The organism is Brachybacterium sp. YJGR34 (assembly GCF_003347015.1).
Classification (GTDB): domain Bacteria; phylum Actinomycetota; class Actinomycetes; order Actinomycetales; family Dermabacteraceae; genus Brachybacterium.
The window spans coordinates 1-26522 of record NZ_PNFB01000009.1 but is presented as its reverse complement, the minus strand read 5'-3'; the positions used below and the strand labels follow the sequence as shown (position 1 = coordinate 26522).

Genomic DNA, 26522 nt, shown 5'->3' with positions numbered 1-26522 from the left:
GGAGAGGAGTTGGATTGACCAGGTGCCCCTCCTCTCCGAGACGGCGGATCGCTCCGCCGTCGGCTCCCCTGCCCAGAACCCCGTGACCGCGGCCCGGCCGCCCCGCGGGGTGATGCGCTCCATCGTGCGCAACCACCGCCGCTCGCTCCCGTGGATCATGGCGCTGTCCACGGTCACGGAGGGCGTGGAGATGCTGATCCCGATCCTCATCGGGCTGATCATCGACGTCGGGATCGTGCAGGGGAACCTGTGGCTGACCGTCGGCGGCTCCGTCGGGATCGTGGTGCTGCGGGTGCTGAGCACCTGGGCGTGGACGATCATGTTCGCGGCCAGCCAGCGCGCCCGCATGTTCGAGCGGCACCGCCTGCGGGTCGCCGTCACCTCCGCCGTGCTGGATCCTCGCTCGAAGGCCGTGGAGCGTCCGGCCGGCGAGGTGCTCTCGATCGCCACCTCGGACGCGGACAAGGCCTCGGACGTGATGGACATGCTGCCGTGGGTGTTCCCCGCCTCGGTGGTGGTGCTCGGCGCCGGGGTGTGGCTCACCGTGCTCGACCTCTGGCTGGGACTGGCCACCTTCCTCGGGATCATCGTCATGGTGATCGTGGTGCGGGTGATCAGCCCGGTGCTGTCCGCGCGCTACGACGCCCAGCAGTCCAAGGCCGCCGACGCCGCCGCGACCGCGACCGACCTCGTCCACGGCCTGCGAGTGCTGCAGGGCCTCGGGGTCCAGAGCCGGGCCCGCGCGCAGTACCGTCGCCACTCCCGCGTCGCCCTGGACGCCGCCCTGGTCAACGCGCGCTTCTCCGGCATCTCGAGCGGCCTGACCACCCTGGTCACCGCCGCCATGATGGCGGCCGTCGCGGTCATCGCCGCCCAGCGCACCGTCGCGGGCGACATGGCGATCGGCACCCTGATCGCGGTGGTGGGCGTGGCCCGCAACAACATGGGCATGCTGCAGGGCCTCTCCGGGATCCCCGTGTGGTGGGCGAGCATGTCCACCTCCGCGCGGCGCGTGCGGAACCTGCTCGCGGACTTCGGACGCGACATCGACGATCCGGAGCTCGCTCTGGACCGCCTGGCCACCGCCCGGGACGAGCGCGGCGAGACCAGCGCCGGCGAGCGCCGCCCCGGCACCGGCGGTCTGGAGCTGCGCGGCGTGGCCACGGGGAGCCTGAACGGGCTCGACCTCACCGTCCCCGACGGTCGCGTCATCGCGCTGGCCTGCACCGAGGTGCTCGATGCGGAGTCCGTGATCGATGCGCTCTCCGGCCGTGAGGAGCATCCGGGCGTGTACCTCGGCGGGGAGGAGCTCACCGCGTCCACCCGCTTCACCGCCCGCGCCGATCTCCTGCTCGAGCCGCATGTGGTGGACCTGTTCGACGGCACGCTGCGCGAGCAGCTCGCCACTCGTGCGCCCACCTCCGCCCTCGAGGCGCCGAGCGAGGGCGGCGCCCCCGACGCCTGGGCCGACGCCGCCCTGCACGCCGCCGGGGCCGACGACCTGCTGCGGATCCTGCCCGAGGGCTATGACACCCGCATCCTCGATCGCGGCGCGAACCTCTCGGGCGGGCAGCGTCAGCGCATCGCCCTGGCCCGCGCCGTGGCGGCCGATTCCCCGGTGCTCGTGCTGCACGACCCCACCACCGCCGTCGACGCCGTGACCGAGCAGCGCATCGCCGAGGCGCTGATCGCCGCTCGGCACGATCCCGACCGGGCCACCCTGCTGGTGACCCGCTCCCCCGCCCTGCTGCGTGCGGCCGACGAGGTGGCCCTGGTCCGCGACGGCCGCCTCGCCGCCCGGGCGACGCACGAGGAGCTCATGGACCGCGAGGACTACCGGAAGCTGGTGCAGCGATGATCGCCGACCTGCGACTCATCACCTGGGACGCCGAGACCGAGGACCTGCTCGAGGCCGATGCGACCGCGCGTCGGCAGCTCGACGAGCACGCCCAGATCCTCCCCATCGCGAGCGGCGGCGCCGCCGGACGCCACCTGTGGGGGCGGGTCCGCCGCTTCCCGGTGATGGCGCTGCTGACCCTGCTGGTGGTGACCGGCGGGGCGGTCGCCGCGGCGGTGCTGCCGCGGCTGATCGGCGGCACCGTGGACCTGGTCCAGGACGGCGCCGCCTCCGCGGCGATCTGGCGCCAGGGCGGCCTCATCATGCTCGCCGGCCTGCTCCAGGCCGTGCTCGCCGCGCTCGGCTGGGCGCTGGTCAGCGGGCTCGGTCAGCGCGTGCTGGCGGGGATGCGCGAGGACGTCATCGACCGCGCCCTGGACCTCCCGGCCCAGACCATGGAGGTCACGGGCATCGGCGATGCCCTCTCCCGGGTGGCCGACGACGTCGACGTCACCGCGCGCGCCGTGAACAACGTGGTGCCCAACCTCATCCAGATGGTCTTCTACGTCACGATGACGCTGATCGGGATCGTCCTGCTCTCCCCCTGGCTGCTCATCATGCTGGCGGTCGTGCTGCCCATGTACGTGGCCGCGACGCTCTGGTTCCTCCGCCGGACGGGTCCGATCTACCGTCGCGAGCGCGTGGCGATGGGCGCCCGCGCCCAGGGCCTGCTCTCGGCCATCCACGGCATCCCCACCGTCCACGCCTACGGCATCGAGCGCCGCGAGACCCGGCACGTCGCCGTGCTCTCCGAGACCGCGGCGGTGCTGGGCATGCGGGTGATGACGTTGGTGACGCGCCTGGTGAAGATCCTCATGTGGCCCGAGTCCCTCGCGATCGCCCTCGTGCTCGTGCTCGGCTACGGGATGGTCCACGTGGGCGGGGCGCCGATCGGCCTGGTGACCGCCGCGGCCCTGTACCTGGTGAGCCTGCTGTGGCCGATGCAGAACCTCATCTTCTCCCTCGACGACGTGCAGTCCGCGGCGGCGAGCCTGACCCGCATGGTCGGGGTCATCGAGTCGATCGACCCCGCCGCCTCCCCCGGGGAGCAGCACCCGGAGAGCGCCACGATCCGGCTCGAGAACGTCTCCCACGCCTACGGCACCGACGAGAGCGGCGAGGAGCGGATCGTGCTGCGCCCGATCGACCTGGACATCGCCGCCGGCGAGACCGTCTCCCTGGTCGGCGCCTCGGGCGCCGGGAAGTCGACCCTGGCCTCGATCATCGCCGGGACCCTCGAGCCCCGCCACGGCCGGGTGCTCCACGGCGGGGCGGACCTCGCCCGGGCGGACCTCGAGGCGATGCGCGCGCACTCCTCCATCGTCAGCCAGGACGTGCACGTCTTCCGCGGCACCCTCCGCGAGGACCTGCACCTGGCCGCGCCCGGGGCGGAGGACGAGGAGCTGTGGGCGGCGCTGCGCCGCGTCGACGCCGAGGTCTGGGCGCGGCGACTGCCTCGCGGCCTCGACACCGAGGTCGGGGAGAAGGGCGAGCGGCTCACCGCCGAGCAGTCCCAGCAGCTGGCCCTGGCGCGCATCGCGCTGCAGGATCCGGCGGTGCTGGTGCTCGACGAGGCCACGGCCGACGAGGGCTCCTCGGGGGCGCGGGTGCTCGAGCACGCGGCGCTCGAGGTGGCGCGCGGCCGCACCACGGTGATCGTCGCCCACCGCCTGTCCCAGGCGATGGTCGCCGATCGGATCCTCATGATGGCCGACGGCGCGGTGGTCGAGCAGGGCACGCACGAGCAGCTCGTCGCGCGCGGCGGCGAGTACGCGCGGCTGTGGTCGGCGTGGAGCGGCTGAGCCGCTGAGGCTCAGGCCCGCCGGAGCCGGAGCACGAGCACGCCGGCGACACCCGTGACCAGTGCCAGGAGGGTGAGCATCCCGGCCCCGACGACCAGGGCGATCCGGCCCAGGGAGCCGTCGAGCGGGCCGGAGCTCACGGTGGTCTCGCCGAGCTCGAGCACCGTGCCCTCGGCGGCGTCCTCGGCGACCTCGCCCTCGACCTCGAGGGTGAGCACCACGGTGACGGGCTCGGCCGCGGCGGGTTCCGCCCCGGCGGGCAGCTGGAGCCGCTGGAGGGTCACGGTCTGATCGCCCGGCAGCCAGGCCGAGGCGATCGACGCGGTGTCCGAGCCGCGATTGCCCAGGTCCACCGGCGCCCGCATGCCGCCCCCGTTCACGGGGCTCGTGCTGCTCATGGTCCAGTCGCCGCCGCCCACGGTGACCTGGCCGCGGGTGGCGTCGGCGACGTTCAGCGAGAGCGAGCCGGCGTCCTCGGGCTGCTCGGTGACCTCGGTGCGCCACCGCAGGCGCTGCCCCTCCTGGACCTCGATCCGCATCGTCGAGACCTCGCCGGGCACCAGCTCGATGACGGAGGAGCCGGGCTCGACCTCGGGGGCCGTCGCGAAGGATCGCCCGCCCACGAACGGCTCCTCCTGCGCGGGCGGCACCGGGGAGGCGCCCTCGTCCTCGATCTCCTCGTCGACCGCAGGGCTGCCGCCGCCGATCCCGGCCGGCTCGATCGCCACCTGGATCTCGACCGGCAGCGGGAGGTCGGCGGAGCGGGTCCCGGTGCGGGTGACGCGCAGGAACAGCTCCTCGCCCGCGCATCCCTCCCAGCCCGTCGTCCCGGAGACCGCGACCGAGGTGACCGGCCCCTCCCCGGTCATCGCGGCGCCGACGTCGTCGGTGGTGGACTCCTCGCAGGAGTCACCGGCCGCGGTGACGACCGAGACGTCGACCCCGAGCGGTGTCCACTCCTCCGGCACGCCGTCGGCGTACGGCGGCGCGGAGATGGTGGCCGCGGCGTGCACCCGCTGCCCGCTCGCGGCGGCGACCCGGTAGTACTTCGTGGTGCCGCTGTCGTCGGCCTCGTCCTGTGCGCCGCGGGCGAAGGAGTCCCGGTGGATCCCGGGGACGACGAGCGGTGCCTGGGCCAGGGAGGACCCGCCGCTGACCTCGGGTCCCTCGGCGGTGTAGGCGTGCTCGGGCACCGCCTCCTCCGTCGGCTCCGCGTCCGCCGGGGCGGCGCCGCCCAGCAGCAGCGCCAGCACCAGCAGCGGGGCGAGCACGAGGACCGGCCCGAGCCGCCGGCGCGCGGCAGGACCGGCGAGCGGCGGCGGAGGATCGAGGAGGTGCCCTAGCATGACCCCCATCATGTCCGATGTCATCGCCGGCCGCATCGAGCTGCTCGATCCCCTCGCCCGGGGCGCCTCGGGGTCCCTGTGGCGCGCGATCGACCGGCGCTATGGCGTCGTCTGCGCCGCGAAGGTGATGCGCCAGCGCGACGGGGCCGACGTGCTGCGCTTCGTGCGCGAGCAGACCGTCGGCTCCGCCCAGGGCCTCGGCCGGCACCCCCACCTGCTGCCGCCGTACACCTGGGTCGCCGAGGACGACACCATCGTGCTGGTGATGCCGCTGGTGCACGGCGGGACGCTCGCCGGCGCGATCGCGGAGCACGGCGCGCTCTCCCCTGCGCTGACCGCGCAGCTGCTGCGGCAGCTGCTCGACGCGCTGTCCGCGATGCACGCCTCGCACTGGGTGCATCGCGACGTGAAGCCCGCCAATCTCCTGCTGGACAGCACCGGGGACGGCCCGCCGCACCTGCTGCTCGCCGATTTCGGGATCGCGCTCCACGAGACCGACGTGCGCCTGACCGAGACCGGCTTCGTCCACGGCACGCCGGGGTTCATGGCCCCCGAGCTGCTCGAGGGGGCCGGGACCTCCTTCGCCCAGGACGTGTGGGCGGCCGGGGCCTGCGCCCTCGAGGCGCTGGACCCGCTGCCGCCGCGCGAGCGGCCCGCCCCCGAGGAGCTCCCCGACCGGGCGTCCCGGACCCTCGCCGGCAGCGCGGATCCCGCCGCCGCCGGCCTCGAGCACCTGCTGCGCTCCCTGCTCGACCTCGACCCGGCACGGCGCCCCTCGGCCGCCGGCGCCCGCGAGGCGATCCCCCGGCCCGAGGGACCGCCGGCGCAGTGGGCGCGCACCGCCGCCGGCACCCCCTTCCTGGTCCCCGACCAGGTGCCCTCGCCCGACGGCCTGAGCGAGGTCCCGCTCGAGGGGCCGGCGACCCTCGCGGGGCTCGCCCCGGGGCTGCACGAGCGCCTCACCGCGCTCAGCAGCGGCGGCAGCGCCGCCTCTCCCGGGCCGGGGACCAGCCCCGATCCGAGCGACGACGCGACCGTCCCGCGCTCGGGTCCCACCGAGCACCTCGTCGCCGAGGAGACGCGCCGCGCCCCGCAGGAGCCGGCGCCGACGCCGGCTCCGACGAGCCCCTCGCAGCGCACAGGGCGATGGATCGGGATGCTGCTGCTGGTGATCTCGCTGCTGAGCCTGCTCGGCGCCGGCGCCCTGCTGTGGCTCGCGCTGTCCTGAGCGGTGCCGCGCCGCGGGCTCACTGCCCGGGACGCACCAGTCCCGACTCGTAGGCGGCGACCACCAGCTGGGTGCGATCGCGCAGGCCCAGCTTCGAGAGCATCCGCGAGACGTGCGACTTCACGGTCTGCTCGGCCATCACCAGCTCCTCGGCGATCTCCCGGTTCGACCGCCCCTGCGCCACCAGGCGCAGCACGTCCAGCTCCCGCTCGGTGAGCGCGCTGAGGGACGGATCCGGACGGGCGGACCGCTCGGGGCGGGCCACGAAGTCGGCGATCAGCGCCCGGGTGACCCGCGGGGCCAGGAGCGAGTCGCCGTCGGCCACCACGCGCACCGCGTGGACCAGATCCTCCGGTGTGGAATCCTTGAGCAGGAACCCGCTCGCCCCGGCCCGCAGGGCGGCGAACACGTACTCGTCGGCATCGAAGGTGGTCAGCATGATGATCTTCGGAGGGGTCCCGGGCATCGCGAGCACCTCGCGGGTCGCATCGAGCCCGCCGACGTGCGGCATCCGGATGTCCATGAGCACCACGTCCGGCCGCAGGTGCCGGACGGTCCCGGTGATCCCGGCGCCGTCGGCCGCGGTGCCGACCACCTCGATGCCGTCCTGCGCATCCAGTAGCGCCTCGAAGCCGCCGCGGATCATCGACTGGTCGTCGACGATCAGGACGCGGATGCTGGACGGAGGCGGGGTACCCATGGCGCCACGATATCCGCCCCTGCCGGAGAGGATTCTCCATGGTCCTGGTGCCTGACCGCCGCAGCCTGCGCCGGCTGCGCCACGACCTGGCCCTGGTCCTGTCGGGTCTGGCTCTGACGCTGCTCGCCGCGCTCGTGCTGCTGCCCCTCGCCGTGCTCTCGAGCGCGCTCGCGGTCCTCTGGATCGGGGTGCTCCTGCTCCCCCTGTCCCTCACCCTCGCCTCGGGCTTCGCCCGGTGGGACCGCGACCGGCTGCGCCGCTGGGGGCTCGAGGTGAACGTCCCGCGCTATCGTCCCCGCGGCCACGGCGTCACCGGGATGCTGCGCCTGGTCACCGATGCCCGCCGCTGGCTCGACCTCGCCTTCGAGGCGCTCATCGCCCTGCCGGTGCGCCTGGTCACCGCGGCTGTCACGCTGCTGTGGGCGGCCGTGGCCGTGGGCGGTCTCACCTACTGGCTGTGGGGCCGGTTCCTCCCACCGCAGGACGCCCCGCGCCTGCCCGGGCAGTGGGCGCTGGTCCTGGTGATCGGCCTGGTCATGGCCCTGTCGCTGCCGGCGATGGTCCATGCACTGGCCCGGCTCGACGCGATCGTCAGCGCCCCGCTGCTGGGCGGTGCGGTCCCCGGCGGACGCCGTGACCGCGTGCGCCCGGGCGGTGACCCGGTCGCCGCCGGGATGGGCCTGGCCGAGAACGCCTGGGTGCGGATGACCGTCGCCTTCCTCGCCTTCGTGCTGGTGGTCGTCGCCTGGCCGGTCACCGCCTCCCTCTACGCCGTCCCGCCGGCCGTGGCGATGGTGACCTCGATCGCCATCGCGGCCGCGGCGCTGCTCGCGGTGCGCTGGCCGTGGGCGGGGCTGGCGCTGAGCGTCCTGGCGGCAGCGGGGTCGATCCTGGCGACCTCACCGGCGGCGGCCGGTCCTCCCTGGCCCTGGCCGGTGACCGCGCTGCTCGCCCACTGCCTCACGCTGACCGTGCTGGCGGTGCTGCACCGCTGGTACTGGGCGGTCTCCGCCTGGTCCGGCGGGGCGCTCCTGACCGGGATCGCCCTCCTGGTCGTCGAGCCGCGCACGCTGTCCGAGGAGACCCTGCGCGACGTCACCACCAACGGCGTGGTGCTGGTCGCGATCAGCGGCGGGACGGTGCTGCTGGGGCTCACGGTGCGCCAGTGGCTGATCGCGAGCGACCAGGTGGAGCAGGCGCAGACCGTCAGCGCCGAGGAGGTCCGCCGCCGCTACGAGCTCGAGGAGCGCAGCCGGATCGCCCGCGAGCTGCACGACGTGGTCGCCCACTCGATGTCCGTCATCACGGTGCAGGCCGGGACCGCGACGTTCCGCCTGCCCGGGCTGGACGCCCGCGCGGCCGCCGAGTTCGAGGAGATCGCCGCCTCCTCCCGGCAGGCCCTCGGCGAGATGCGGTCCCTGCTGGCCGTCCTGCGCACCGACGACTCCCTCGACGAGATGCCGATGCCGGAGCTCGCCGACATCGAGGAGCTGGTCGCGGCCAGTCGCGCCTCCGGCGCCGCCATCACCGTCGAGATCGCCCCCGTCGAGGTGCCGCCGACGGTGGGTCTGACCGCCTATCGCGTGGTGCAGGAGGCGCTCGCCAACGCCCTGCGCCATGCCCGCGGCGCGGCGATCGACGTGCGCCTCACCGCCGAGGACGGGACGCTGCTGGTCGAGGTGTCCAACGCCGCGCCGGCGACCGCCCAGGAGCCGCTCCCCGGCTCGGGGCTGGGTCTGGCCGGCACGCGGGAGCGGGTCGCGGCGCTCGGCGGGACCGTGGACAGCGGCCCCACGGCCGAGGGCGGCTTCCTGGTCAGCGCGAGGATCCCGCACACGGACCCCCTACCGCAGTAGGGGGTGGGGATTCGCTCCCCCGGGTGACGCGGCCGGTGCCGTCGCGGCCCTAGCGTCCACGGCATGACGACCACTGCACCGGCCCGCCCCGCCGACTACCGGGCCGCGGACCACACCCGGGACTACTTCGAGCTCTCCCAGCGCGCGAAGGACGCCGGGCTGATGGACCGCGACGTCCCCACCTACGTGCTGCGCACGATCCTGCTGGGCGCCGCGCTCGTCGGCGCCTTCGTCCTGCTGCTCACCCTGGGCCAGACCTGGTGGCAGCTCGCCGTCGCGGCCCTGTTCGGGATCCTGTTCACCCAGGCCGCCTTCCTCGCGCACGACGGCGCGCACCAGCAGGTCTTCAGCAGCGGGCGCCGCAACCAGTGGTACTCCCGGATCCTGGGCAACCTCGTGGTGGGGCTGAGCCTGGCGTGGTGGACCCGCAAGCACAACCGGCACCATGCCCACCCCAACACGATCGGCAAGGACGGGGACATCTCCGGCGGCGTGCTCGTGTTCGTGCCCGGCGACGAGAAGGAGCGCACCGGCTTCATGGGATGGCTGGCCCGCCGCCAGGGCTACGCCTTCTTCCCGCTGCTGACCCTGTTCGCCTTCGTGCTGCACTACGAGGCCATCTCCACGGTGCTGCGCAACCCGACGATGAAGCACCGCTGGGTCGAGCTGATCCTGGCGCTGGTGCGCATCGTCGGCTTCCCCGTGCTGGTCATCGCGACGCTCGGCCCGGGCCTCGGCGCCGCCTTCCTCGCCGTGCAGCTGGCCGTCTTCGGCGTCTACATGGGCGGCTCCTTCGCCCCCAACCACAAGGGCATGGCGCTGATCCCGAAGGACTACGAGGTCGACTTCCTCCGCCGCCAGGTGCTCACCAGCCGCAACATCTCCGGCGGGCGGCTCATGAACTGGGCGATGGGCGGGCTCGACCTCCAGATCGAGCATCACCTGTTCCCGCGGATGCCCTCCGGCCACCTGCGCAAGGTGCGCCCCCTCGTGCAGGAGTTCTGCGCCGAGCGCGGCATCACCTACACCGAGACCTCCCTGCCGGCCTCCTACCGGATCATCGTGCGCTACCTCAACGACGTGGGCCTGGGGCACGCGGACCCGATGGAGTGCCCGCTGGCCTCCCAGCTGCGCGGCGCCCCGGCGGTCTGAGCTCCGGGGACGGGCCCCGGCGCGCCGCCCGCGGTGCGCCGGGCGAGGCGGTATGGTCGCCCCATACGCCTACCCCTTCACGGGCAGCGCAGCCCCGGCTCGGTGGCCGGTCGGTACGGGGCGTTCGTGGAGGCCGACCCGGCCGGGATCACCACCATGTCTTCGACCCCGCTCTGGTCGCCCGGCGACCAGGTGACCTGGACCTACTACACCCACCAGCACCCCACCCGCACCGTCCGCCCCGGCACCGTCGTGCTGGACGACGACCGTGGGGTGGTGGTCTGGATCGCCCCCGGCACCGAGGTGCTGCTGCCCGTGCTCGCCTCCGGCGCGGCGCTGCGCCGTGCGGGCGACGAGGGCATGTTCACCGCCCCCCGGGTGCAGTCCAAGCAGCTGTGGACCGGCAACGGGATCCTCATGATCGGCCTGCCGGACAAGCCCTACTCGATCTGGCTGTTCTACAAGGACGACGGCTCGCTGGGCTGCTACTACGTGAACCTCGAGACGCCCTACGAGCGCACCGAGGAGGGCCTGCGCACGCGGGATCTGGTGCTGGACCTGGTGGTGCTGCCGCGCCGCGACTGGCACTACAAGGACGAGGACGAGCTCGAGGGGGCCGAGCGCACCGGCTACTTCAGCGCCGAGGAGGTCGAGATGATCCGTGCGGCCGGGCGCGAGGCGGAGGCGCACATCGCAGACTGGGCCTACCCCTTCTCCGCCGGCTACGAGTACTTCTTCCCGGACCCCACCTGGCCGCTGCCCCGCCTCCCCGAGCACTACACCTGGGACCTGGACCTCACCCGCCGCTGAGCTGCTGCGCGAACAGCGCGCTGAACCGGGTCCCCGGGGCCCGCAGCTCCTCGAAGCTGCCGCTCTCGAGGATCTCTCCCCGGTCCAGGACGTAGATGCGGTCCATCCCCCGCAGCGTCCACGCGCGGTGGGAGACGATGATCGTCAGCTGCCCGGCGGCCGTCTCCCGCAGGTGGGCGAAGACCTCCTGCTCCGCCTCCGCGTCGATCGCGGAGGTGGGCTCGTCCAGCACGCGGATGGCGGCGCCGCGCAGGTGGATCCTCGCCAGCGCGATCCGCTGCCACTGCCCGCCCGAGAGGCCGACGCCCCCGAACTGCGGGCCGAGCATCGTGTCCAGCCCGTCGGGGAAGGAGTGCACCAGGGACTCGGCCCGCGCGGCGGCGAGCGCCGCCCAGATCTCCGCATCGCGCACGTCGGTGCGCGGCGTGCCCAGCGCGACCGCGTCCCGCACGCTCAGCTCGTAGCGGCCGAACTCCTGGGTGACCAGGCCGAAGTGCGCGAAGCGCTGAGCGAAGGTCAGGGTGCTCGCGTCCACCCCGTCGATCTCGATCCGTCCCTCGTCGAGGGCGACGATGCCCAGCATGGCATCGACCAGGGTGGTCTTCCCGGCGCCGTTGACGCCCACCAGGGCGATCATCTCGTCGGCCCGGACCTGCACCGAGGCGTGCCGGAGCGCGGGGCGCGCGGAGCCGGGGTAGGTGACGCTCCCCCCGATCACCTCCAGCCGTTCCGCGGTGCGGACGATCTCCTGCGGAGCGACCTCCTCCGCCAGCTCCGCCACCTCCCGGAAGCGAGCGATCAGCGGGCCGGCCGAGATCACGTCGCCGACGGCGAAGCCGGCTCCGCGGGTGGCCTGGAGCCCGGCGACCACGCCCAGGACGCCCGCGCTGACACCGGCCGCACCCCCGCCCTCGGCGAGCACCGCGATCAGGGCGGCGCCGAGCAGCACCGAGGTGATCAGTCCCCCGATCAGATCCCCGCGCAGCAGCAGGGAGTACAGACGATCCTGGATGCGGGACATCCGGGAGTGCGCCTCCTCCGCAGCGGCGGCGAGCGCGGGGCCGGTGCCGAGGGTCGCCAGCTCGGTGCCGGTGCGGGCGTCGACGAGCTGGTCGAGCAGGTACCGGAACCGGACGCCGTGCGCGGCGGCCTCCTCGAAGCGCGCGTCCTGGATCCCTGCCGACCACGCGTAGTTCACCAGGCTCGGGATCAGCGCCAGCACCACGAGCCCGGCCGCCAGCGGGGAGAAGGGCCAGATCGCCGCGCCGAGAGCGAGGGCCGCCAGCAGGGAGGAGAGCGCGGAGATCACGGAGCCGGGGCTGCGGGAGAGGGCGAAGGTGCTGCTGCGCGTCCCGTCGAGCAGAGCGTGGACCTGCGGGTCCTTCAGCCGCCCGGGAGGGAGGGACGCCGCGATCCGTGCCAGGCGCGCGTTGAGACCGAGCATGAGGCGCAGGGAGATGCGCTGGCCGATGAGGTTCTCGGCGCTCGCGGCGAGCTGCCCGAGGCCCACCAGCAGGGTCAGCGCCAGCAGGGGGAGCACGGCCGCTCGCAGCCCGTCCTGCTCCGAGGCCGTCACGAGCTGCGCGACCGCCCGCACCTGCGCGGCGGGCACGAGGGCGAGGACCACCGAGGTGGCCACGGTCAGCAGGAACCATGCCGGCGCGCGCCGCACCGCCAGCTCGAGCGACCACCACACCCCGGCGAGGACCCGGCGCAGACCGACGGCACGACGCGGGGCGTCGTGGCGGTTCCGGGCGGGCATGCCGCGACCCTACCGAGGAGCCCGGGCGCTGTCGCCGCCTTTCCGCACCGCCCGCGCCGCCGATGCGGGAGACGGGCCCGCCCGTGCACGGGCGCGGCCTCCCCGGGCGAGATCTGCAGGTCACCTCGCGTCGCCGATCACCTCTCGCACCGGGCAGTTTCTGTCCGGTTGTCCGGCAACGGCGGCCGTTGCCGCGGTCCTGCCGCCGGACGGTGGCAAGATGGCCCGCATGGCATCAGAGAACCTCACCCGTGACGAGGCCCGCCGACGCGCCTCGTTCCTCTCCACCGACTCCTATGACATCCGCCTGGACCTCACCACGGGCGAGGAGACCTTCGCGACCGAGACCACCATCCGCTTCACCTCGACCGCCGCGCAGGGGACCTTCGTCGACCTCATCGCCCGCTCGGTCTCCGAGATCGAGCTGAACGGCGAGCTCCTGCCCGAGCCCTCCTCGCACTTCGACGGCGCCCGCGTGCAGCTGCCCGAGCTCCTCGAGGGCGAGAACGTGGTGCGGATCGTCGCCGAGGGCCGGTACATGAACACCGGCGAGGGCCTGCACCGCTTCGTGGATCCGGTCGATGACGAGGTCTACCTCTACACGCAGTTCGAGGTCTCCGACGCCCGCCGCATGTTCGCCTGCTTCGAGCAGCCGGACCTCAAGGCCACCTTCCGCCTCACCGTCACCGCCCCGGACCACTGGCGGGTCATCTCCAACGCCCCCACCCCGGCGCCGATCCCGCTCGAGCACCGCGGCGACGTCGCGACCTGGGCCTTCGAGCCCACCGAGCGGATCTCCACGTATCTCGTCGCGCTCATCGCCGGCAACTACCAGGGCGGGACCGGGGAGGTCACCACCCGCGACGGCCGCACCGTCCCCATGGGAGTCTTCGCCCGCGCCTCGCTCGCCGAGCACCTCGACGCCCAGGACATCATCGACGTCACCGCGACGGGCATCGCCTTCTACGAGGAGTCCTTCGACCAGGACTTCCCCTTCCGCAAGTACGACCAGGTGTTCGTGCCGGAGTACAACATGGGCGCGATGGAGAACCCCGGCGCGGTCACCTACGTGGAGTCCTACGTCTTCCGCTCCGAGGTCTCCGACGCGATCCGCGAGCGTCGAGACCTCACGATCCTCCACGAGCTGGCCCACATGTGGTTCGGCGATCTGGTCACCATGCGCTGGTGGGACGATCTGTGGCTGAACGAGTCCTTCGCCGAGTACGCCTCCACCCTCGCCAGCGCCGAGCGCACCCGCTGGACGGAGTCCTGGACCACCTTCGCCCTCTCCGAGAAGGGCTGGGCCTACCAGCAGGATCAGCTGCCCTCGACCCACCCGATCGTGGCGGACATGGTCGATCTCGAGGCGGTCGAGACCAACTTCGACGGGATCACCTACGCCAAGGGCGCCTCGGTGCTGCGCCAGCTGGTGGCCTACGTGGGCCGTGAGGAGTTCTTCGCCGGGGTGCGCTCCTACTTCGCCAAGCACGCCTGGGGGAACACGGAGCTCGCCGACCTGCTCGTCGAGCTCGAGGCCACCAGCGGCCGCGATCTGAGCAGCTGGGCGCGGACGTGGCTGCAGACCTCCGGCGTGAACACGCTGCGTCCCGTCATCGAGCGCGGCGCCGACGGCACCGTGACCCGCTTCGCGATCGCGCAGGCCGCCCCCGAGGAGCACCCCACCCTGCGCCCGCACCGGTTGCGGGTGGGCGGCTTCCGCCTGCAGGACGGCGCCCTGGTGCGCACCGAGTCCGTCGAGCTCGACGTCGACGGGGAGCTCACCGAGGTGCCCGAGCTCTCCGGCCGCCGGGCCGACCTCTGGCTGGTCAACGACGGCGATCTCGCCTATGCCAAGGTCCGCCTCGACGATGCCTCCCTCGCTGTCGCCGTCGAGCACCTCAGCACGCTCGACGACTCGCTGGCCCGCACCCTGCTGTGGTCCGCGGCCTGGGACATGGTGCGCGACGGCGAGCTGCCCAGCCGCCGCTATCAGCAGCTGGTGCTCGCCCACCTCACCGTCGAGTCCTCCTCCGTGATCCGCACCCTGCTGCAGCAGCTCGAGACCGTCGCCGGGCCGTACGCTGCCCCGGAGCAGCGCGCGCAGCGCACCGAGGACGCCGCGAGCGCGGTCTGGGTGCTCGCGACCGAGGCCGCGGGGGGATCCGACCAGCAGCTGCAGTACCTCGAGACCTTCGCGCGGCTGGCCCGCACCCCGGAGCACCGTCATACCCTCGAGGGGCTGCTGGGCGGCAGCATCACCCTGCCCGGCCGCGAGATCGACACCGACCTGCGCTGGAAGCTCGTGATCTCCCTGGCGGTGCTCGGCGGGATCGACGCGGCGGGGATCGACGAGCAGCTCGCGGCCGACGACACCCAGTCGGGCCGCAAGAGCGCCCTGACCGCGCGCGCGGCCCTGCCCACGGAGGCCTCCAAGGCCAAGGCGTGGCGGCGCACGATCGAGAAGGACACGCTGGCCAACGAGTCCGTCACCGCCGTGATCCTGGGCTTCCGCCGCGTGGTCGACGAGACGCTCCTGGCCCCGTACCGCCAGCGGTACTTCTCGGTGATCTCGCAGGTGTGGGAGGAGCGCTCCACCGAGATCGCCACGCGCCTGGTGGCCGGCTACTTCCCGCACTCCTACGGCGGCCAGGGCGTGATCGACGCCGCCGACCAGTGGCTGGCCGACGCCGAGGAGGCTCCCTTCGGCCTGCGCCGCATCATCATCGAGGGCCGCGACACCGTGGCGCGGCAGGAGCGGGTCCGCGAGGCGGACATCCCCTGAGGCTCCGCTGAGCGTCGGCGGCGCGAGGAGTGTCACCGCGATGACCATCCTCGCGCCGCCCGCCCGCAGACGGCGCGCCGGGGCCCGCGCTAGGGTCGGAGCATGCCTGTGCTCCCCCTCGAGAACGGACCGCTGCTCGCCGATCCCACCACCGCCGAGGCGCTGTCCGTCATGGACTCCCTGCTCCGCTGGGCGCTGACCAGCGGGGTGAAGATCATCATCATCCTGGTCACCGCGAGCCTCACGGGTCTCGCCGTGGCCTGGGTGCTGCGTCGGTTCTTCCGCACCATGGCGGATTCGAGCGCGAAGCTGTCGAGCGTCGCGGGCGCGGTCGTCAAACGCGATCCGAAATCGGCCCGGGCCGCGGACGCCCGGCGGGCGCAGCGTGCGGAGACGCTGTCCAACGTCTCGCGCAACGTGGTGCACACCGTGATCTGGGCGATCGCCCTGATGATGGTGCTCTCCGAGATCGGGGTGAACATCGCCCCGGTGATCGCCTCCCTGGGCGTGATCGGCCTGGCCGCCGGCATCGGCGCCCAGACGGTCATCAAGGACGTCGTGGCCGGGATCGTCATGCTCTTCGAGGACGTCCTCGCCGTGGGCGACTGGGTGGACCTCGAGTTCGCCGAGGGCACGGTGGAGTCGATCAATCTGCGCGTCACGCAGGTGCGCGGCATCGACGGGGTGCTCTGGACGGTCCGCAACGGCGAGATCGTCCGGGTGGGCAACTACGCCCGCGACTACTCCAACGCCGTGGTCCTCCTGGACATCGACTCCGAGGCCGACGACGACGCGGTCACCCGCGTCCTGGAGCAGGTCACCGCCGAGCTGCACGACGACCCGGACTTCGGCGACCTCATCCACTCCCCGGCCGAGATCACCGGCATGCTGAACGTGGACGGCAACCGGTACCAGCGCCGGGTGGTGATCCGCACCGATCCCGGCGACCAGTGGACCGTGGAGCGGGAGCTGCGCTCCCGGATCCGGGACTCCTTCCGCCGGGCCGACATCGACTTCGCGCTGCCGCGCTTCGTCGAGACCACCCCGCAGTGACCATCCCGTGACCGACCCCCGGAGAGCACTCCCCATGAGCACCCCCACCCCGTCGCCCGCCGCCGCGCAGCAGAGCTTCTACGAGGCCGTCGGCGGCCACGAGACCTTCGCGGCGCTCGTGGACCGCTTCTACGCCGGGGTCGCCGAGGATCCGCTGCTGCGCCCGATGTACCCCGAGGAGGACCTCACGGGCGCCAAGCACCGCCTGTGCAGCTTCCTCGAGCAGTACTGGGGCGGCCCCAAGACCTACGGCGCGGAGCGCGGTCACCCCCGGCTGCGGATCCGCCACGCCGTCTTCCCCGTCTCCCCCGCCGCGCGGGACGCATGGCTGCGACACATGCGAGAGGCCGTGACGAGCCTCGAGCTGGCACCGCTGCACGAGGAGACCCTCTGGGACTACCTCGAGCGGGCCGCGCACTCGCTGGTCAACACCGTCGACGGCGGCGAGGCCCCGGCGGCCGGCCGCAGCGTGCCGGGTCACCTGGACTGAGCGGAGTCCGACAGGGCGCGGACCTCAGTCCCGGAAGCTGAGCGGCTCGCCGCGCAGCTGCTCCAGCTGCTCCCGGCTCGCGGCCGGCAGGCGCACCGGGGCGCCGGTCTCCGCATCGACCAGCACCACCACGGTGCGAGCGCTCGCATAGGGGGCCTCCCCGGCCGGGTCGTCGCGCGTGAGCACGAGGTAGTCCACGCTCAGGCTCGCCCCGCCGATCCGGGAGAGCCACAGCCGCACCACCACCCCGTCGAAGCGGTGCTCCAGGGAGCGGGCGTACTCGATGCGCTGGGAGGCGATGACGGTGCTCACCGCCGCCCCGGCACCGCCGACCGGCAGCGCCGCGGGAGGCGGCGGGGCGCCGAGGGCGATCTGCTCCGGCGGCGGCTGCCAGAAGGCCGCGATGCGGGCCTCCTCGAGCAGGCGCACCATCGCCGCGTTGTTCACGTGCCCGTAGGCGTCCAGATCGGTCCAGCGCACGGGGACGTCGATGTCGAGAGGGTCAGCCATGGAGTCCATCGTAGGACGCCGATGACCAGTACGATCTTCCCCATGAGCACTCCGAGCACCGACCCCTCCGCGATCGCGGCAGCTCTCGTGGATCTGCTGGATCTGCGCGAGATCGAGCCCGTCGGGGACGCCCCCGCCGTCGCCGCCTACGAGGGCGACTCCTCCCCGCAGCCGGGCGGGCACGTGTTCGGAGGCCAGGTGATGGGGCAGGCGGTCACCGCCGTCGGCCGCACGGTGCCTCCGGGGCGGCGCATCCACTCCATGTACTCCTACTTCCTCGCCCCCGGCGATCCCCACCACCCCATCCGCTTCCAGGTCGACGCCCTGCGCGACGGCGGCTCCTTCTCGGTGCGGCGGGTGCTGGCGATCCAGCCCGACGACCGTGAGGAGGGCGGGGAACGGACGATCCTCGCGATGACGGCGTCCTTCCAGGAGGAGCAGGAGGGGCTCGAGCACCAGGAGCGCGCGCCCGAGGCTCCCGATCCCGAGGGGCTGCCCACCACCGCGCAGGCGCTCGCGGGCATCGACCATCCCGTGGCCCGCTACTGGGCCACGCAGCGGCCGATCGACATCCGCCACGTCACTGATCCGATCTACCTGCAGCCCGACGCCGCCGGCGGCGAGTCGCAGATGGTCTGGATGCGCGCCCTCGCTCCGATCCAGGCGGAGCCCCTCGCCCATGACGCGATCCTCGCCTTCGCCAGCGACTACACGCCCTTCGAACCGATCCTGCGCCGGCAGGGACTGAGCTGGATCACCCCCGGCCTGCGGATGGCGACGATCAACCACGCGATCTGGTGGCACCAGCACGTCGATGCCAACGAGTGGCTGCTGTACGTGCAGCGCTCCCCTTCGGCATCCGGCGGCCGCGGCCTCACCCACGGCCAGATGTTCGACCGCGCCGGGAACCTCGTGGCGACCGTGACCCAGGAGGGCATGATCCGCGTGAAGCCCGCCGCGGGCTGAGCAGGGTCAGCGGTCGTGGAACGCGAGCGCGACCTCGAGCCAGCTCGTGAGCGCGGTGTCCGCCTCGAGGGATCCGGCGTCGACCTCGAGCCAGCCCTCCCCCATCGACCGGTCCCGCCCCATCACGGCCTGACGGGCGCCGGGCCGGGTCAGCAGCTCGGCGTGCCGTGCGGGATCGCAGCGCACCAGGAGGGAGCCGTCCTTCCCGGCGGAGACCAGCATCGCGTCCTCGAGCATGACGGCGCGGCCGCCGAACATCGCCACCACGCGCACGTCCGTGCCCGGCGGGAGGGCGTCGAGGATCCGGTCCAGCAGCTCGTCCTGCAGCGGGTGGGGTGCACGGGTCATGGCGACACCCTCCTCCCGCCGCGAGAACGGGTCAAGACCTCCCGGGGAAGGCGGCGAGCACCTGCGCCGCCGCCTCCGCGGGCTGCGGTGCGTCCATGATCTCCCGCACCAGGGCGACCCCTGCGACGCCGGTCCGTGCGAGCGCCGGGACGTCCGCCACTGTGATGCCGCCGATGGCGACAATCTGCAGCTGCGTGGCCGCGACCAGCTCCCCGTACCCGTCCACGCCCAGCGGCGCGCGGCCGGAGTCCTTGGTGGGGGTGGGTCGGAAGGGACCGGCGCCCACGTAGTCCAGCAGCTCCCGCTGCTCCTCGGCGGCGCGCACCAGCTCCGGAGTCCCGGTGGTCAGCCCGATGAGCGCCTCCGGGCCCAGCAGCGCTCTCGCCTCGACGACGGGGAGGTCGTCCTGTCCGAGGTGCACGCCGTGGACCTCGGCGCCCCGCCGGCGGGCCGCATACGCCACATCGGCCCGGTCGTCGACCACCACCCGCGCGGCGGGCCGCGCGGCGTGGACGGCGTCCGCGACCGCGCAGACCAGCTCGAGCAGCTCGACGGTCGAGGTCTCCTTCGCACGGACCTGGATCATGCCGGCGCCGCCCGCCGCGGCCGCGGCGGCGACCTCGACCGTCCGCCGGGAGGTGCCGGAGGTGACCAGGTAGCAGCGCAGGTCCGGGCTCATCGTCCCACCTCGTCCAGGGCATCGAGCAGGTGGACGCGGAAGGATCCGGGTCCCGCGGCGCGCGCGGCGGCGGCCTCACCCGCCAGGTCCATCCAGAGGCTCGCGGCGAGCGCAGCGGTGTGGGGGTCGTCCTCGACGGCGCGGCAGGCGGCGCTCAGCGCCCCCAGCAGGCATCCGGTCCCCGTGACACGGGTGAGCATCGCGGAGCCGCGCGCGAGGCGGGAGCGTCGGCCGACCGAGAGCACCAGATCCACCGCGCCGGAGACCGCGACCGCGCCGCCGGTGCGCTCCGCGATCCGCGCCGCGGCCTGCTCGGCGTCCTCGGGTCGGGCTCGGGAGTCGGCGCCGCGGCCCCCTGTCCCGTCCCCGTCGAGGGCCAGGATCTCCGAGGCGTTGCCGCGCACCACCGCGGGGCGCGCGGCGAGGAGGTCCCGGGCCAGCGGGGTGCGGACGGGGGCGATGCCGATCGCCGTCGGGTCCAGCACCCAGGGGCGCTCCTCACGCACGGCGACCTCGACCGTCGCCGGGATCCCCTCCATGCCGTCGGTGCTGAGGGTCCCGAGGTTCACCAGCAGCGCATCGGCGACGGAGTCCAGGGTCGGGGCCTCCTGGAGGGTCTCGGTCATCATGGGCCGGGCACCGGCCGCCAGCAGCCCGTCGGCGACGATGCCCATGGAGACCGTCGCGGTGAGGCAGTGCACGAGCGGCTGCTGCTCACGGACGGCGCGCAGCACGTGCGCGACGCCCGCGAGCTCCCCGTGGTGGTCGGTGGTCGTCATGGGCGGACCTCCTCCAGTGCACGCCGGGTATCGACCGAGGCGCCGGCCGCGACGGTGTCGAGATCGGCGTCGATGTCCCGCGGCCCCAGACGCGGCCCGAGCGCCGCCCCCAGCATGATCAGCCCACCGCCCAGTCCGATCAGCGCCATCACCGCGCCGTACCGGCCCAGAACTCCTTCGAGCACGGGCAGGTAGAAGGGGTAGAGAGCGGGGATGACGAGGGAGAGGCTGTAGCCCATGCCGTAGCCGGTCGAACGGACCTCCGTGGGGAAGCGCTCGGAGAGATAGGCGGAGACCGGGCCGTAGGCGGAGACGGTGAGGATCTGGAGCGCGGTCGCGCACAGCATCGCACGGCCCACGCTCGGCGCGGTGACCGCGAGGTACCAGGTCACCGGGCCCAGCAGCGCGGCGGTCGCGCCCCAGAGCAGGAACAGCCGCCGCCGGCCGGTGAGGGTCGAGAGGTGACCGGCGAGCGCCATCACCAGCGCCTGCCCCACCGCCGCGACGCCGATCACGAGCGAGACCGAGGTCGCGGGCAGACCCGCGTCGCTCGCGAGAGAGGACGTCAGCACCATGACGGTCGCGTTGGTCAGCAGCCACAGCCCGGACATGAGGACGAAGACCTGCCAGAAGGCGGAGGCCCACGGCCCGCCGAGCATGTCCCGCAGACCCGTGCGCGGACGGTGCCGGGCCGTGGCGGTGCGCCGCGTGACCAGCGGGGCGTCGGTGACGCGTCGGGAGTAGTAGACGAGCATCCCCAGCGAGGCGAGCGCACCGAGCACGAAGAGCAGCCGCCAGCCCCAGGCCGCGTACGCGTCCGGGCCCAGGACCACCAGCAGCGCCGCGACCGAGAAGGCGATGCTCGCCTGCGCCCAGGGCGCCATCGAGAGGATCAGCCCGCTCATGAGGCCGCGACGGCGCGGCCGTGACCACTCCATGGCCAGTGGGATCGCCGCCGAGTACTCCCCCGCCACGAAGATCCCGCCGAGGAAGCGCAGGACCAGGATCGCCCCGATGGTCCCCGCGCCGAGCACCTCGTGGGTGGGCACCAGGGCGATCGCGAGCGCGCACAGCGCCGTGCCGGCGATCGCGACCCGGGTGGTGCGGGTGCGGCCCAGGCGGTCGGAGAGCCGGCCGAAGATGATCCCGCCCAGCGGACGGCCCAGCAGCATCGCGAGGACGATCAGGGAGGTGGTCGAGACGGCGGCGCCGGGCCCGGCGAGCACCAGCAGCGCCGGGGCCAATGCCGTCAGGGGCAGGAAGACGTGGATGTTGTCGATCCAGTTCCCGACCACGCCCGAGCGCAGCGCGGCGCGCCCGGCCGCGGGCAGGCGCTCGAGGGAGGGCGCGGCGGTCGCGGGGGCGCTCACGGCGCCGTCTCCGCGGCGAGCTCGAGGGCGGCCTCCCCGGCGGCCTCGAGGCGGCGGGAGCGGTGGGAGTGGTCCACGGGCCCGTGACCGGATCCCACCTGCAGCTCCGCGCCGTGGGCGATGGCCTCGCCCAGCCATCGGGTGGCCCACTCGAGCGCGTCGGCGGGGGTCTGACCAGCGGCCAGCCGCGTGGCCAGGGCGGAGGCGAGGGAGCAGCCGGTGCCGTGGGTGCTGGTCGTCTCCAGGCGCGCCTGCGGGATCCGGACCACCGTGCCGTCGGGCTCGACCCAGAGATTCGGCACCTCGGCGGCGTCGAGATGGCCGGTGGTCGCCACGACGGCGGTGCCGGTCGCCGCGGCCCAGCGCGCGGCCTGCGCGGCCGCCTCCTGCTCGTCGCGGGCCGGTGACTCCCCGGTGATGCGGGCGAGCTCGGGGAGGTTCGGAGTGATGACGTCGGCGCGGGCGCACAGCGCCACCATCGCCTGTTCGGCGTCGATCTCCAGCAGGCTGTCGCCGCTGGTCGCGACCATCACCGGGTCCACCACCAGCAGCGGCGGGCGGACCGCGTCCAGCCAGTCGCGGAGCACCTCGACGAGCTCGGCCGTGGCGAGCATCCCGGTCTTGACGGCGTCGATCCGCACGTCATCGCTCACGGCGTGCAGCTGCTCGGCGAGGAACGCGGCCGGGGGCACGTGGATCGAGCGGACGCCCAGGGTGTTCTGGGCGGTCAGCGCCGTCACGGCGCTCATCCCGTAGCCGCCGGCGGCGGCGATGGACTTCAGGTCCGCGGCGGCTCCGGCGCCTCCGGACGGGTCGGTGCCGGCGATCGACAGCACGCGGGGAAGAGGGGCAGGGTACAGCGACGCCACAGCGGACATCCCTTCGCTAGTTCGAACTAGATCAGGTTCCACGGGTGTGATCTCAGCGCCCTGCGGCGCACCCCGTGTCCGCGAGCCAGTATAGGGCCCGGTCGTGGTCGGTCAGCCCAGCACCCCGTTGGCCTCGTCCTGGGCACGCGGCAGGGCGTCCTCGGCGGTGGCGTCGCCGGTGAAGACCTCCGCGATGATCGGCAGAGCGGTGCCGGTGCCCTCGGCCGAGCGGTTGCCGAGCTCGGGCCGGGCGACGTCCTCGGGGGCGGGGCGGAGGACGCTCACGTCGACGCCGGCCTCGGACCAGCTCCCTTCCCAGGCACCCCGCAGATCCCGATGGCCCGGGATGCCCAGGCGGTTCTCGGCCAGCGGTCGCTGTCCCTCGACACCGCCCAGCCAGGACAGCAGCTCCCCGACGGCGGCGCGGCGGTCGTCGTCCCCGGGGTCGATCCCGACCGCGGCGACCGCGTGCACCAGCGGCCGGGAGCCCTCGGGCCCGGCGACCGGAGGATGCAGGGTCCACTCGAAGGCGCCGTCGATGGCCTCGGCCAGCGCGGAGAGGTCGTAGGTGCCGGTCTGCAGGAGGCCCAGCTTCCCACCTGCGAAGAGGTCGAGACACAGGTCCGGGTCGCCGACGGTCGCGGCGCCCGACGGGGCGAGGTGCTCGGCGGCCATGTCCGCGAGATACTGCACGGCGGCGATGCCCTGCGCGGAGCCGAAGGTGAAGGCCCCCTCCTCGTCCTGCCAGGTCCCGCCCTGCCCGGCGATGAACGGCCCCAGCAGCGCGGTGCGGTCCGGGTGGGCGCTGAATCCGTGGACGAGCCGTCCGGCCGGATCGAAGCCCTCGTCGCCGGGGTGCCGGCCCTCGTCGTCGACGGTCAGCGCGCGGGCGAGGTCACGGAGCGTGTCGCTGCCGGCCCCCGGATCCGCGAGGAGCTCCTCCGGATCGCCGTCGACGGCGCCGACCAGTCCCCGGTGGGAGACCAGGACCGTCTGCTCCCAGATCTGGGGCACACCCCACAGGCCGTCCTCGAGGCGGTAGAGATCGGTGGCCGCCGCCTCCCACGCCCCCGCGTCGCCCCCGGCGATCTCGCCCACCTCGAGCAGCTGTCCGCTGGCATGGGCCTGGGCGAGGTTCGCGGTGTTCATCCACAGCACGTCGGGCAGGGACTCGGCGGCGACGTCGAGCGGAAGCTGCTCCCAGTAGGCGTCCCAGCCCAGCACCTCGAGGTCCACCTCGAGGCCGGTGTCCGCGGTGAACTCCCGCAGCGAGGCCTCGTAGGCGGTGGCCGCGGCCTCACTCCACACCCGCATCCGCAGCGTCTCGCCCTCCTCGAGCTCGACGGGCTGATCGCCCCCGCAGCCGGCCAGGGTCCCGGCCCCGGCCAGACCCAGCGCGGCGGAGGAGAGCAGGAGCTGGCGGCGGGTCGGCACGGGGTCGGGACCTTTCGGGCGGGGTGCTGCGGGGCGTCTCAGGCGGTGGCGACCAGCCCGAGCTCGGCACGGGAGGCCAGCACCGGATGCTGCGGGGTGACCCGCACGGTGCAGCCCACCTCGCCGGGTGCGGCCAGCGCGACGCGGGCGGCCCAGCGGCCGTCCTCCTCACGCTGCAGCGGGATCAGCTGAGCATCGATGATCTCACCATTGTCACCGATCGGGCCCAGCACCGCCTCGATCAGCACGTCCCGGTCGTGCAGCGGGCCCAGCTCGACGGCGGCCGTGAGGGTGATCTCGGTGCCGGTGGTGACGGCGCCGCCCTCGGCGCCCTCGAGGCGCACCTCGGTCACCGCGACCTCCGGCCAGGCCGCCCGCACCCCTTCCGTCCACCGCGTGAACTCCCCGGCCAGGGACGGGTCCGCGGCGAAGGCGGAGGCGGCGCGCGCGGCCGGGAGGTAGAGCTCGGTGGCGTAGTCGCGGACCATGCGGGCGGCGGTGATCCGCGGGGCGATCGTGACCAGCGAGGAGCGCACCGTCGTCATCCAGGCGCGTTGCATCCCGCGCGCGTCGCGCTCGTAGAAGCGTGGGATCACGGACTGCTCGAGGATCTCGTAGAGGGCCTCGGCCTCGATGCGATCGCGCTCGGAGGGGTCGGAGACCTCGGCGGTGGGGATCGTCCAGCCCGCTGTCTCGTCCTTCATCTCGTCCCACCAGCCGTCGGAGATCGACAGGGTGAGGCCGCCGTTGAGGACGGCCTTCATCCCGGAGGTGCCCGACGCCTCCTCGGGGCGGATCGGATTGTTCAGCCACACATCCGCGCCGGCGATCAGCACCGAGGCCATGCGGATGTCGTAGTCGGGCAGGAAGGCGATGCGGTGACGCACCCCGTGGTCGTCGGCGAAGCGCACCAGCTGCTGGAGGAACTCCTTGCCGGGCCGATCGGCCGGATGGGACTTCCCGGCCACCACGATCTGCACGGGACGGTCCGGATCCAGCAGGATCCGCCGCAGCCGCTCGGGGTCGCGGAGCATCAGGGTCAGGCGCTTGTAGGTCGAGACCCGGCGGGCGAAGCCGATGGTCAGAGCGCCGGGATCGAGGATGGTGTCGGTCCAGGCGAGCTCCGCGTCGACGGCGCCGCGGCGCCGCCACGAGGCCCGGACGTGCTCCCGCGCCATGGTCACCAGGTCCGCGCGCAGCGCGTCCCGGGCCTCGGTGAGCTCGTGATCGGTGAGGGTCGACAGAGCGCTCCAGTCGCTGAGGGAGGAGATGTCGACCTCGCCCATGGCCTTCGTGAACAGGTCGTCCATCGGGGCGGAGGTCCAGGTCCGGCGGTGCACGCCGTTGGTGACGGCGCCGATCGGCACCTCGGGCACGTCGAAGCCCGGGTAGAGGTCCTGGAACATGGCGCGGGAGACGGCGCCGTGGAGGGCGGCGACGCCGTTGGAGCGCTGGGCGATGCGGAAGCCCAGGTGGGCCATGTTGAAGACGTCCCCACCCTCCTCGATGCCGAGCGCGAGCGCCGGCTCGACGGGCAGCGCGGGGATCAGCCGTGAGATGCCGGCGTCGTCGGCCTCGAGATAGCCGCGCAGCTGACCGGCCTCGAAGCGGTCGATGCCGGCCGGGACGGGGGTGTGGGTGGTGAACACGGTGCCGGCGCGCACCTCCGCGACGGCCTCGGCGAAGCCGGCGCCGGCGGCCATCAGCCGCCCCACCCGCTCCAGTCCCGAGAAGCCGGCGTGGCCCTCGTTGAGATGGAACACCGTGGGGGCCGGGGTGCCGGTGGCGGCGGCGAAGGCCTCGACCGCCCTCACGCCGCCGATGCCCAGCACGATCTCCTGCACGATGCGGTGCTCGTGGTCCCCGCCGTAGAGGCGGTCGGTGATCTGGCGGGCCTGCTCGTCGTTGCCCTCGAGATCGGTGTCCAGGAGCAGCAGGGGGATCCGGCCCACCTGCGCCCGCCACACGCCGATGGTGACCTCGCGATCGCCCGGCAGGGTCACGGCGACTCTCAGCCGTCCGCCGTCCGGCCCCTCGACGGGCTCGACGGGGAGGTGGGCGGGATCGTTGTGCCGGTAGTTCTCCTGCTGCCAGCCGTCACGATCCAGCGACTGGGAGAAGTAGCCCCACTGGTACAGCAGGCCGACGGCCACCATCGGCACGCCGAGGTCGGAGGCGGACTTCAGGTGATCGCCGGCCAGGATCCCCAGCCCGCCGGAGTAGATCGGCAGCGTGGGCGTGATGCCGAACTCCATGGAGAAGTAGGCGACCGCCGGGCCGCCCTCCTCCTGTGCGGCGGCCGGGACGGTGCGCTGGAACCAGCGCCCGGACTCGAGGTAGGTGCGCAGGTTGCCGACCTCCGAGCGCATCTGCGCCAGGAAGGTCTCGTCGCGCGCCGCCTCGGCGAGCCGGCCGGAGGGCACCTGGGAGAGCATCGCGATCGGGTTCTCCCCGCTCGCGGCGAAGGCGCGCGGATCCAGGGCACGGAACAGATCGACGGTCTGACGCCGCCAGGTCCAGCGCAGGTTCAGGGCGAGGTCGCGCAGGGGCTCGAGGGCGGGTGGCAGCTCGGAGGACACCAGGAGCGTGGCGGTGGGCTTCATGGGCTCACGGTACCGGCCGGTCATGACGGTCACGGGACCGGCATGCGAACGAACGGCGACGCCCCGGCCCCGGTCCCCGGTGAGGG

At 73.6% G+C, this 26522-nt stretch carries 21 protein-coding genes and 1 riboswitch; of the genes, 10 read left to right on the top strand and 11 right to left on the bottom strand.

Annotation, left to right across the window (positions count from 1 at the left end; genetic code table 11):
- Positions 1 to 22 precede the first annotated feature (22 nt).
- Positions 23 to 1858, top strand: a complete 1836-nt coding sequence (locus CXH06_RS09685) for an ABC transporter ATP-binding protein (RefSeq protein WP_232820295.1) — start codon at positions 23 to 25, stop codon at positions 1856 to 1858.
- The gene (locus tag CXH06_RS09680; protein WP_114854975.1) at positions 1855 to 3699 is read left to right on the top strand and encodes an ABC transporter ATP-binding protein; all 1845 of its coding nucleotides are present in this window, start codon (positions 1855 to 1857) and stop codon (positions 3697 to 3699) included. Before CXH06_RS09685 ends, CXH06_RS09680 begins: the two co-directional genes overlap by 4 nt.
- 11 nt (positions 3700 to 3710) lie before the next feature.
- Here CXH06_RS09680 and CXH06_RS09675 read toward each other — a convergent pair whose 3' ends face one another.
- On the bottom strand, positions 3711 to 5045 hold the full coding sequence (locus CXH06_RS09675; RefSeq protein WP_114854974.1) for a hypothetical protein: 1335 nt from the start codon (positions 5043 to 5045) through the stop codon (positions 3711 to 3713).
- Here CXH06_RS09675 and CXH06_RS09670 point away from each other — a divergent pair.
- Entirely contained in the window at positions 5044 to 6273 is a 1230-nt protein-coding gene (locus tag CXH06_RS09670; protein WP_114854973.1) for a serine/threonine-protein kinase, read from the top strand. The genes CXH06_RS09675 and CXH06_RS09670 overlap by 2 nt on opposite strands.
- 19 nt (positions 6274 to 6292) lie before the next feature.
- On the opposite strand, the gene CXH06_RS09665 is transcribed toward CXH06_RS09670, so the two are convergent.
- Complete coding sequence (locus CXH06_RS09665; RefSeq protein ID WP_114854972.1) at positions 6293 to 6973, bottom strand: response regulator transcription factor; 681 nt, start codon at positions 6971 to 6973, stop codon at positions 6293 to 6295.
- A gap of 38 nt (positions 6974 to 7011) precedes the next feature.
- On the opposite strand from CXH06_RS09665, the gene CXH06_RS09660 reads away from it, so the two are divergent.
- The 3 genes from CXH06_RS09660 to CXH06_RS09650 all read left to right on the top strand — a co-directional run bounded on the left by CXH06_RS09660 (position 7012) and on the right by CXH06_RS09650 (position 10791).
- Positions 7012 to 8829 carry a histidine kinase gene (locus CXH06_RS09660; protein ID WP_114854971.1) on the top strand — a complete coding sequence of 606 codons (1818 nt, stop codon included), beginning with the start codon at positions 7012 to 7014 and terminating at the stop codon, positions 8827 to 8829.
- A gap of 63 nt (positions 8830 to 8892) precedes the next feature.
- A complete protein-coding gene (locus CXH06_RS09655; protein WP_114854970.1) occupies positions 8893 to 9981 on the top strand; it encodes an acyl-CoA desaturase in 1089 nt (362 codons plus the stop codon).
- 156 nt (positions 9982 to 10137) lie between these two features.
- The gene (locus CXH06_RS09650) at positions 10138 to 10791 is read left to right on the top strand and encodes a DUF402 domain-containing protein (protein WP_157975689.1); all 654 of its coding nucleotides are present in this window, start codon (positions 10138 to 10140) and stop codon (positions 10789 to 10791) included.
- Here the strand turns inward: CXH06_RS09650 and CXH06_RS09645 are convergent.
- Entirely contained in the window at positions 10778 to 12553 is a 1776-nt protein-coding gene (locus CXH06_RS09645) for an ABC transporter ATP-binding protein/permease (protein ID WP_114854968.1), read from the bottom strand. The genes CXH06_RS09650 and CXH06_RS09645 overlap by 14 nt on opposite strands.
- Positions 12554 to 12782: 229 nt before the next feature.
- Between CXH06_RS09645 and pepN the strand changes: the two genes are divergently transcribed.
- From pepN to CXH06_RS09630, 3 genes are all read left to right on the top strand, one after another.
- On the top strand, positions 12783 to 15335 hold the full coding sequence (gene pepN / locus CXH06_RS09640; protein ID WP_114855072.1) for an aminopeptidase N: 2553 nt from the start codon (positions 12783 to 12785) through the stop codon (positions 15333 to 15335).
- 102 nt (positions 15336 to 15437) lie between these two features.
- Entirely contained in the window at positions 15438 to 16388 is a 951-nt protein-coding gene (locus tag CXH06_RS09635; RefSeq protein ID WP_114854967.1) for a mechanosensitive ion channel family protein, read from the top strand.
- 34 nt (positions 16389 to 16422) lie between these two features.
- Complete coding sequence (locus CXH06_RS09630; RefSeq protein ID WP_114854966.1) at positions 16423 to 16878, top strand: globin; 456 nt, start codon at positions 16423 to 16425, stop codon at positions 16876 to 16878.
- Between the two features lie 24 nt (positions 16879 to 16902).
- On the opposite strand, the gene CXH06_RS09625 is transcribed toward CXH06_RS09630, so the two are convergent.
- A complete protein-coding gene (locus CXH06_RS09625) occupies positions 16903 to 17388 on the bottom strand; it encodes a thioesterase family protein (RefSeq protein ID WP_157975688.1) in 486 nt (161 codons plus the stop codon).
- Positions 17389 to 17430: 42 nt separating this feature from the next.
- Here CXH06_RS09625 and CXH06_RS09620 point away from each other — a divergent pair, with 42 nt between their 5' ends.
- The gene (locus CXH06_RS09620) at positions 17431 to 18354 is read left to right on the top strand and encodes an acyl-CoA thioesterase II (RefSeq protein ID WP_114854964.1); all 924 of its coding nucleotides are present in this window, start codon (positions 17431 to 17433) and stop codon (positions 18352 to 18354) included.
- Between the two features lie 6 nt (positions 18355 to 18360).
- On the opposite strand, the gene CXH06_RS09615 is transcribed toward CXH06_RS09620, so the two are convergent.
- The 7 genes from CXH06_RS09615 to glgP all read right to left on the bottom strand — a co-directional run bounded on the left by CXH06_RS09615 (position 18361) and on the right by glgP (position 26436).
- Positions 18361 to 18702 carry a TfoX/Sxy family protein gene (locus tag CXH06_RS09615; protein ID WP_114854963.1) on the bottom strand — a complete coding sequence of 114 codons (342 nt, stop codon included), beginning with the start codon at positions 18700 to 18702 and terminating at the stop codon, positions 18361 to 18363.
- Positions 18703 to 18733: 31 nt separating this feature from the next.
- A complete protein-coding gene (locus tag CXH06_RS09610; protein ID WP_114854962.1) occupies positions 18734 to 19381 on the bottom strand; it encodes a thiamine phosphate synthase in 648 nt (215 codons plus the stop codon).
- On the bottom strand, positions 19378 to 20160 hold the full coding sequence (thiM, locus tag CXH06_RS09605) for a hydroxyethylthiazole kinase (protein WP_114854961.1): 783 nt from the start codon (positions 20158 to 20160) through the stop codon (positions 19378 to 19380). Before thiM ends, CXH06_RS09610 begins: the two co-directional genes overlap by 4 nt.
- On the bottom strand, positions 20157 to 21530 hold the full coding sequence (locus CXH06_RS09600; RefSeq protein ID WP_198684054.1) for an MFS transporter: 1374 nt from the start codon (positions 21528 to 21530) through the stop codon (positions 20157 to 20159). The genes thiM and CXH06_RS09600 overlap by 4 nt, the downstream gene beginning before the upstream one ends.
- Positions 21527 to 22399, bottom strand: a complete 873-nt coding sequence (gene thiD / locus CXH06_RS09595) for a bifunctional hydroxymethylpyrimidine kinase/phosphomethylpyrimidine kinase (protein ID WP_232820294.1) — start codon at positions 22397 to 22399, stop codon at positions 21527 to 21529. Before thiD ends, CXH06_RS09600 begins: the two co-directional genes overlap by 4 nt.
- Positions 22391 to 22484, bottom strand: a riboswitch (TPP riboswitch). It overlaps the preceding gene by 9 nt.
- 26 nt (positions 22485 to 22510) lie before the next feature.
- Positions 22511 to 23833 (bottom strand): extracellular solute-binding protein, encoded by a 1323-nt coding sequence (locus CXH06_RS09590; RefSeq protein ID WP_232820293.1) that lies wholly within the window; start codon positions 23831 to 23833, stop codon positions 22511 to 22513.
- 38 nt (positions 23834 to 23871) lie between these two features.
- The gene (glgP, locus tag CXH06_RS09585) at positions 23872 to 26436 is read right to left on the bottom strand and encodes an alpha-glucan family phosphorylase (RefSeq protein ID WP_114855068.1); all 2565 of its coding nucleotides are present in this window, start codon (positions 26434 to 26436) and stop codon (positions 23872 to 23874) included.
- Positions 26437 to 26522: the final 86 nt, after the last annotated feature.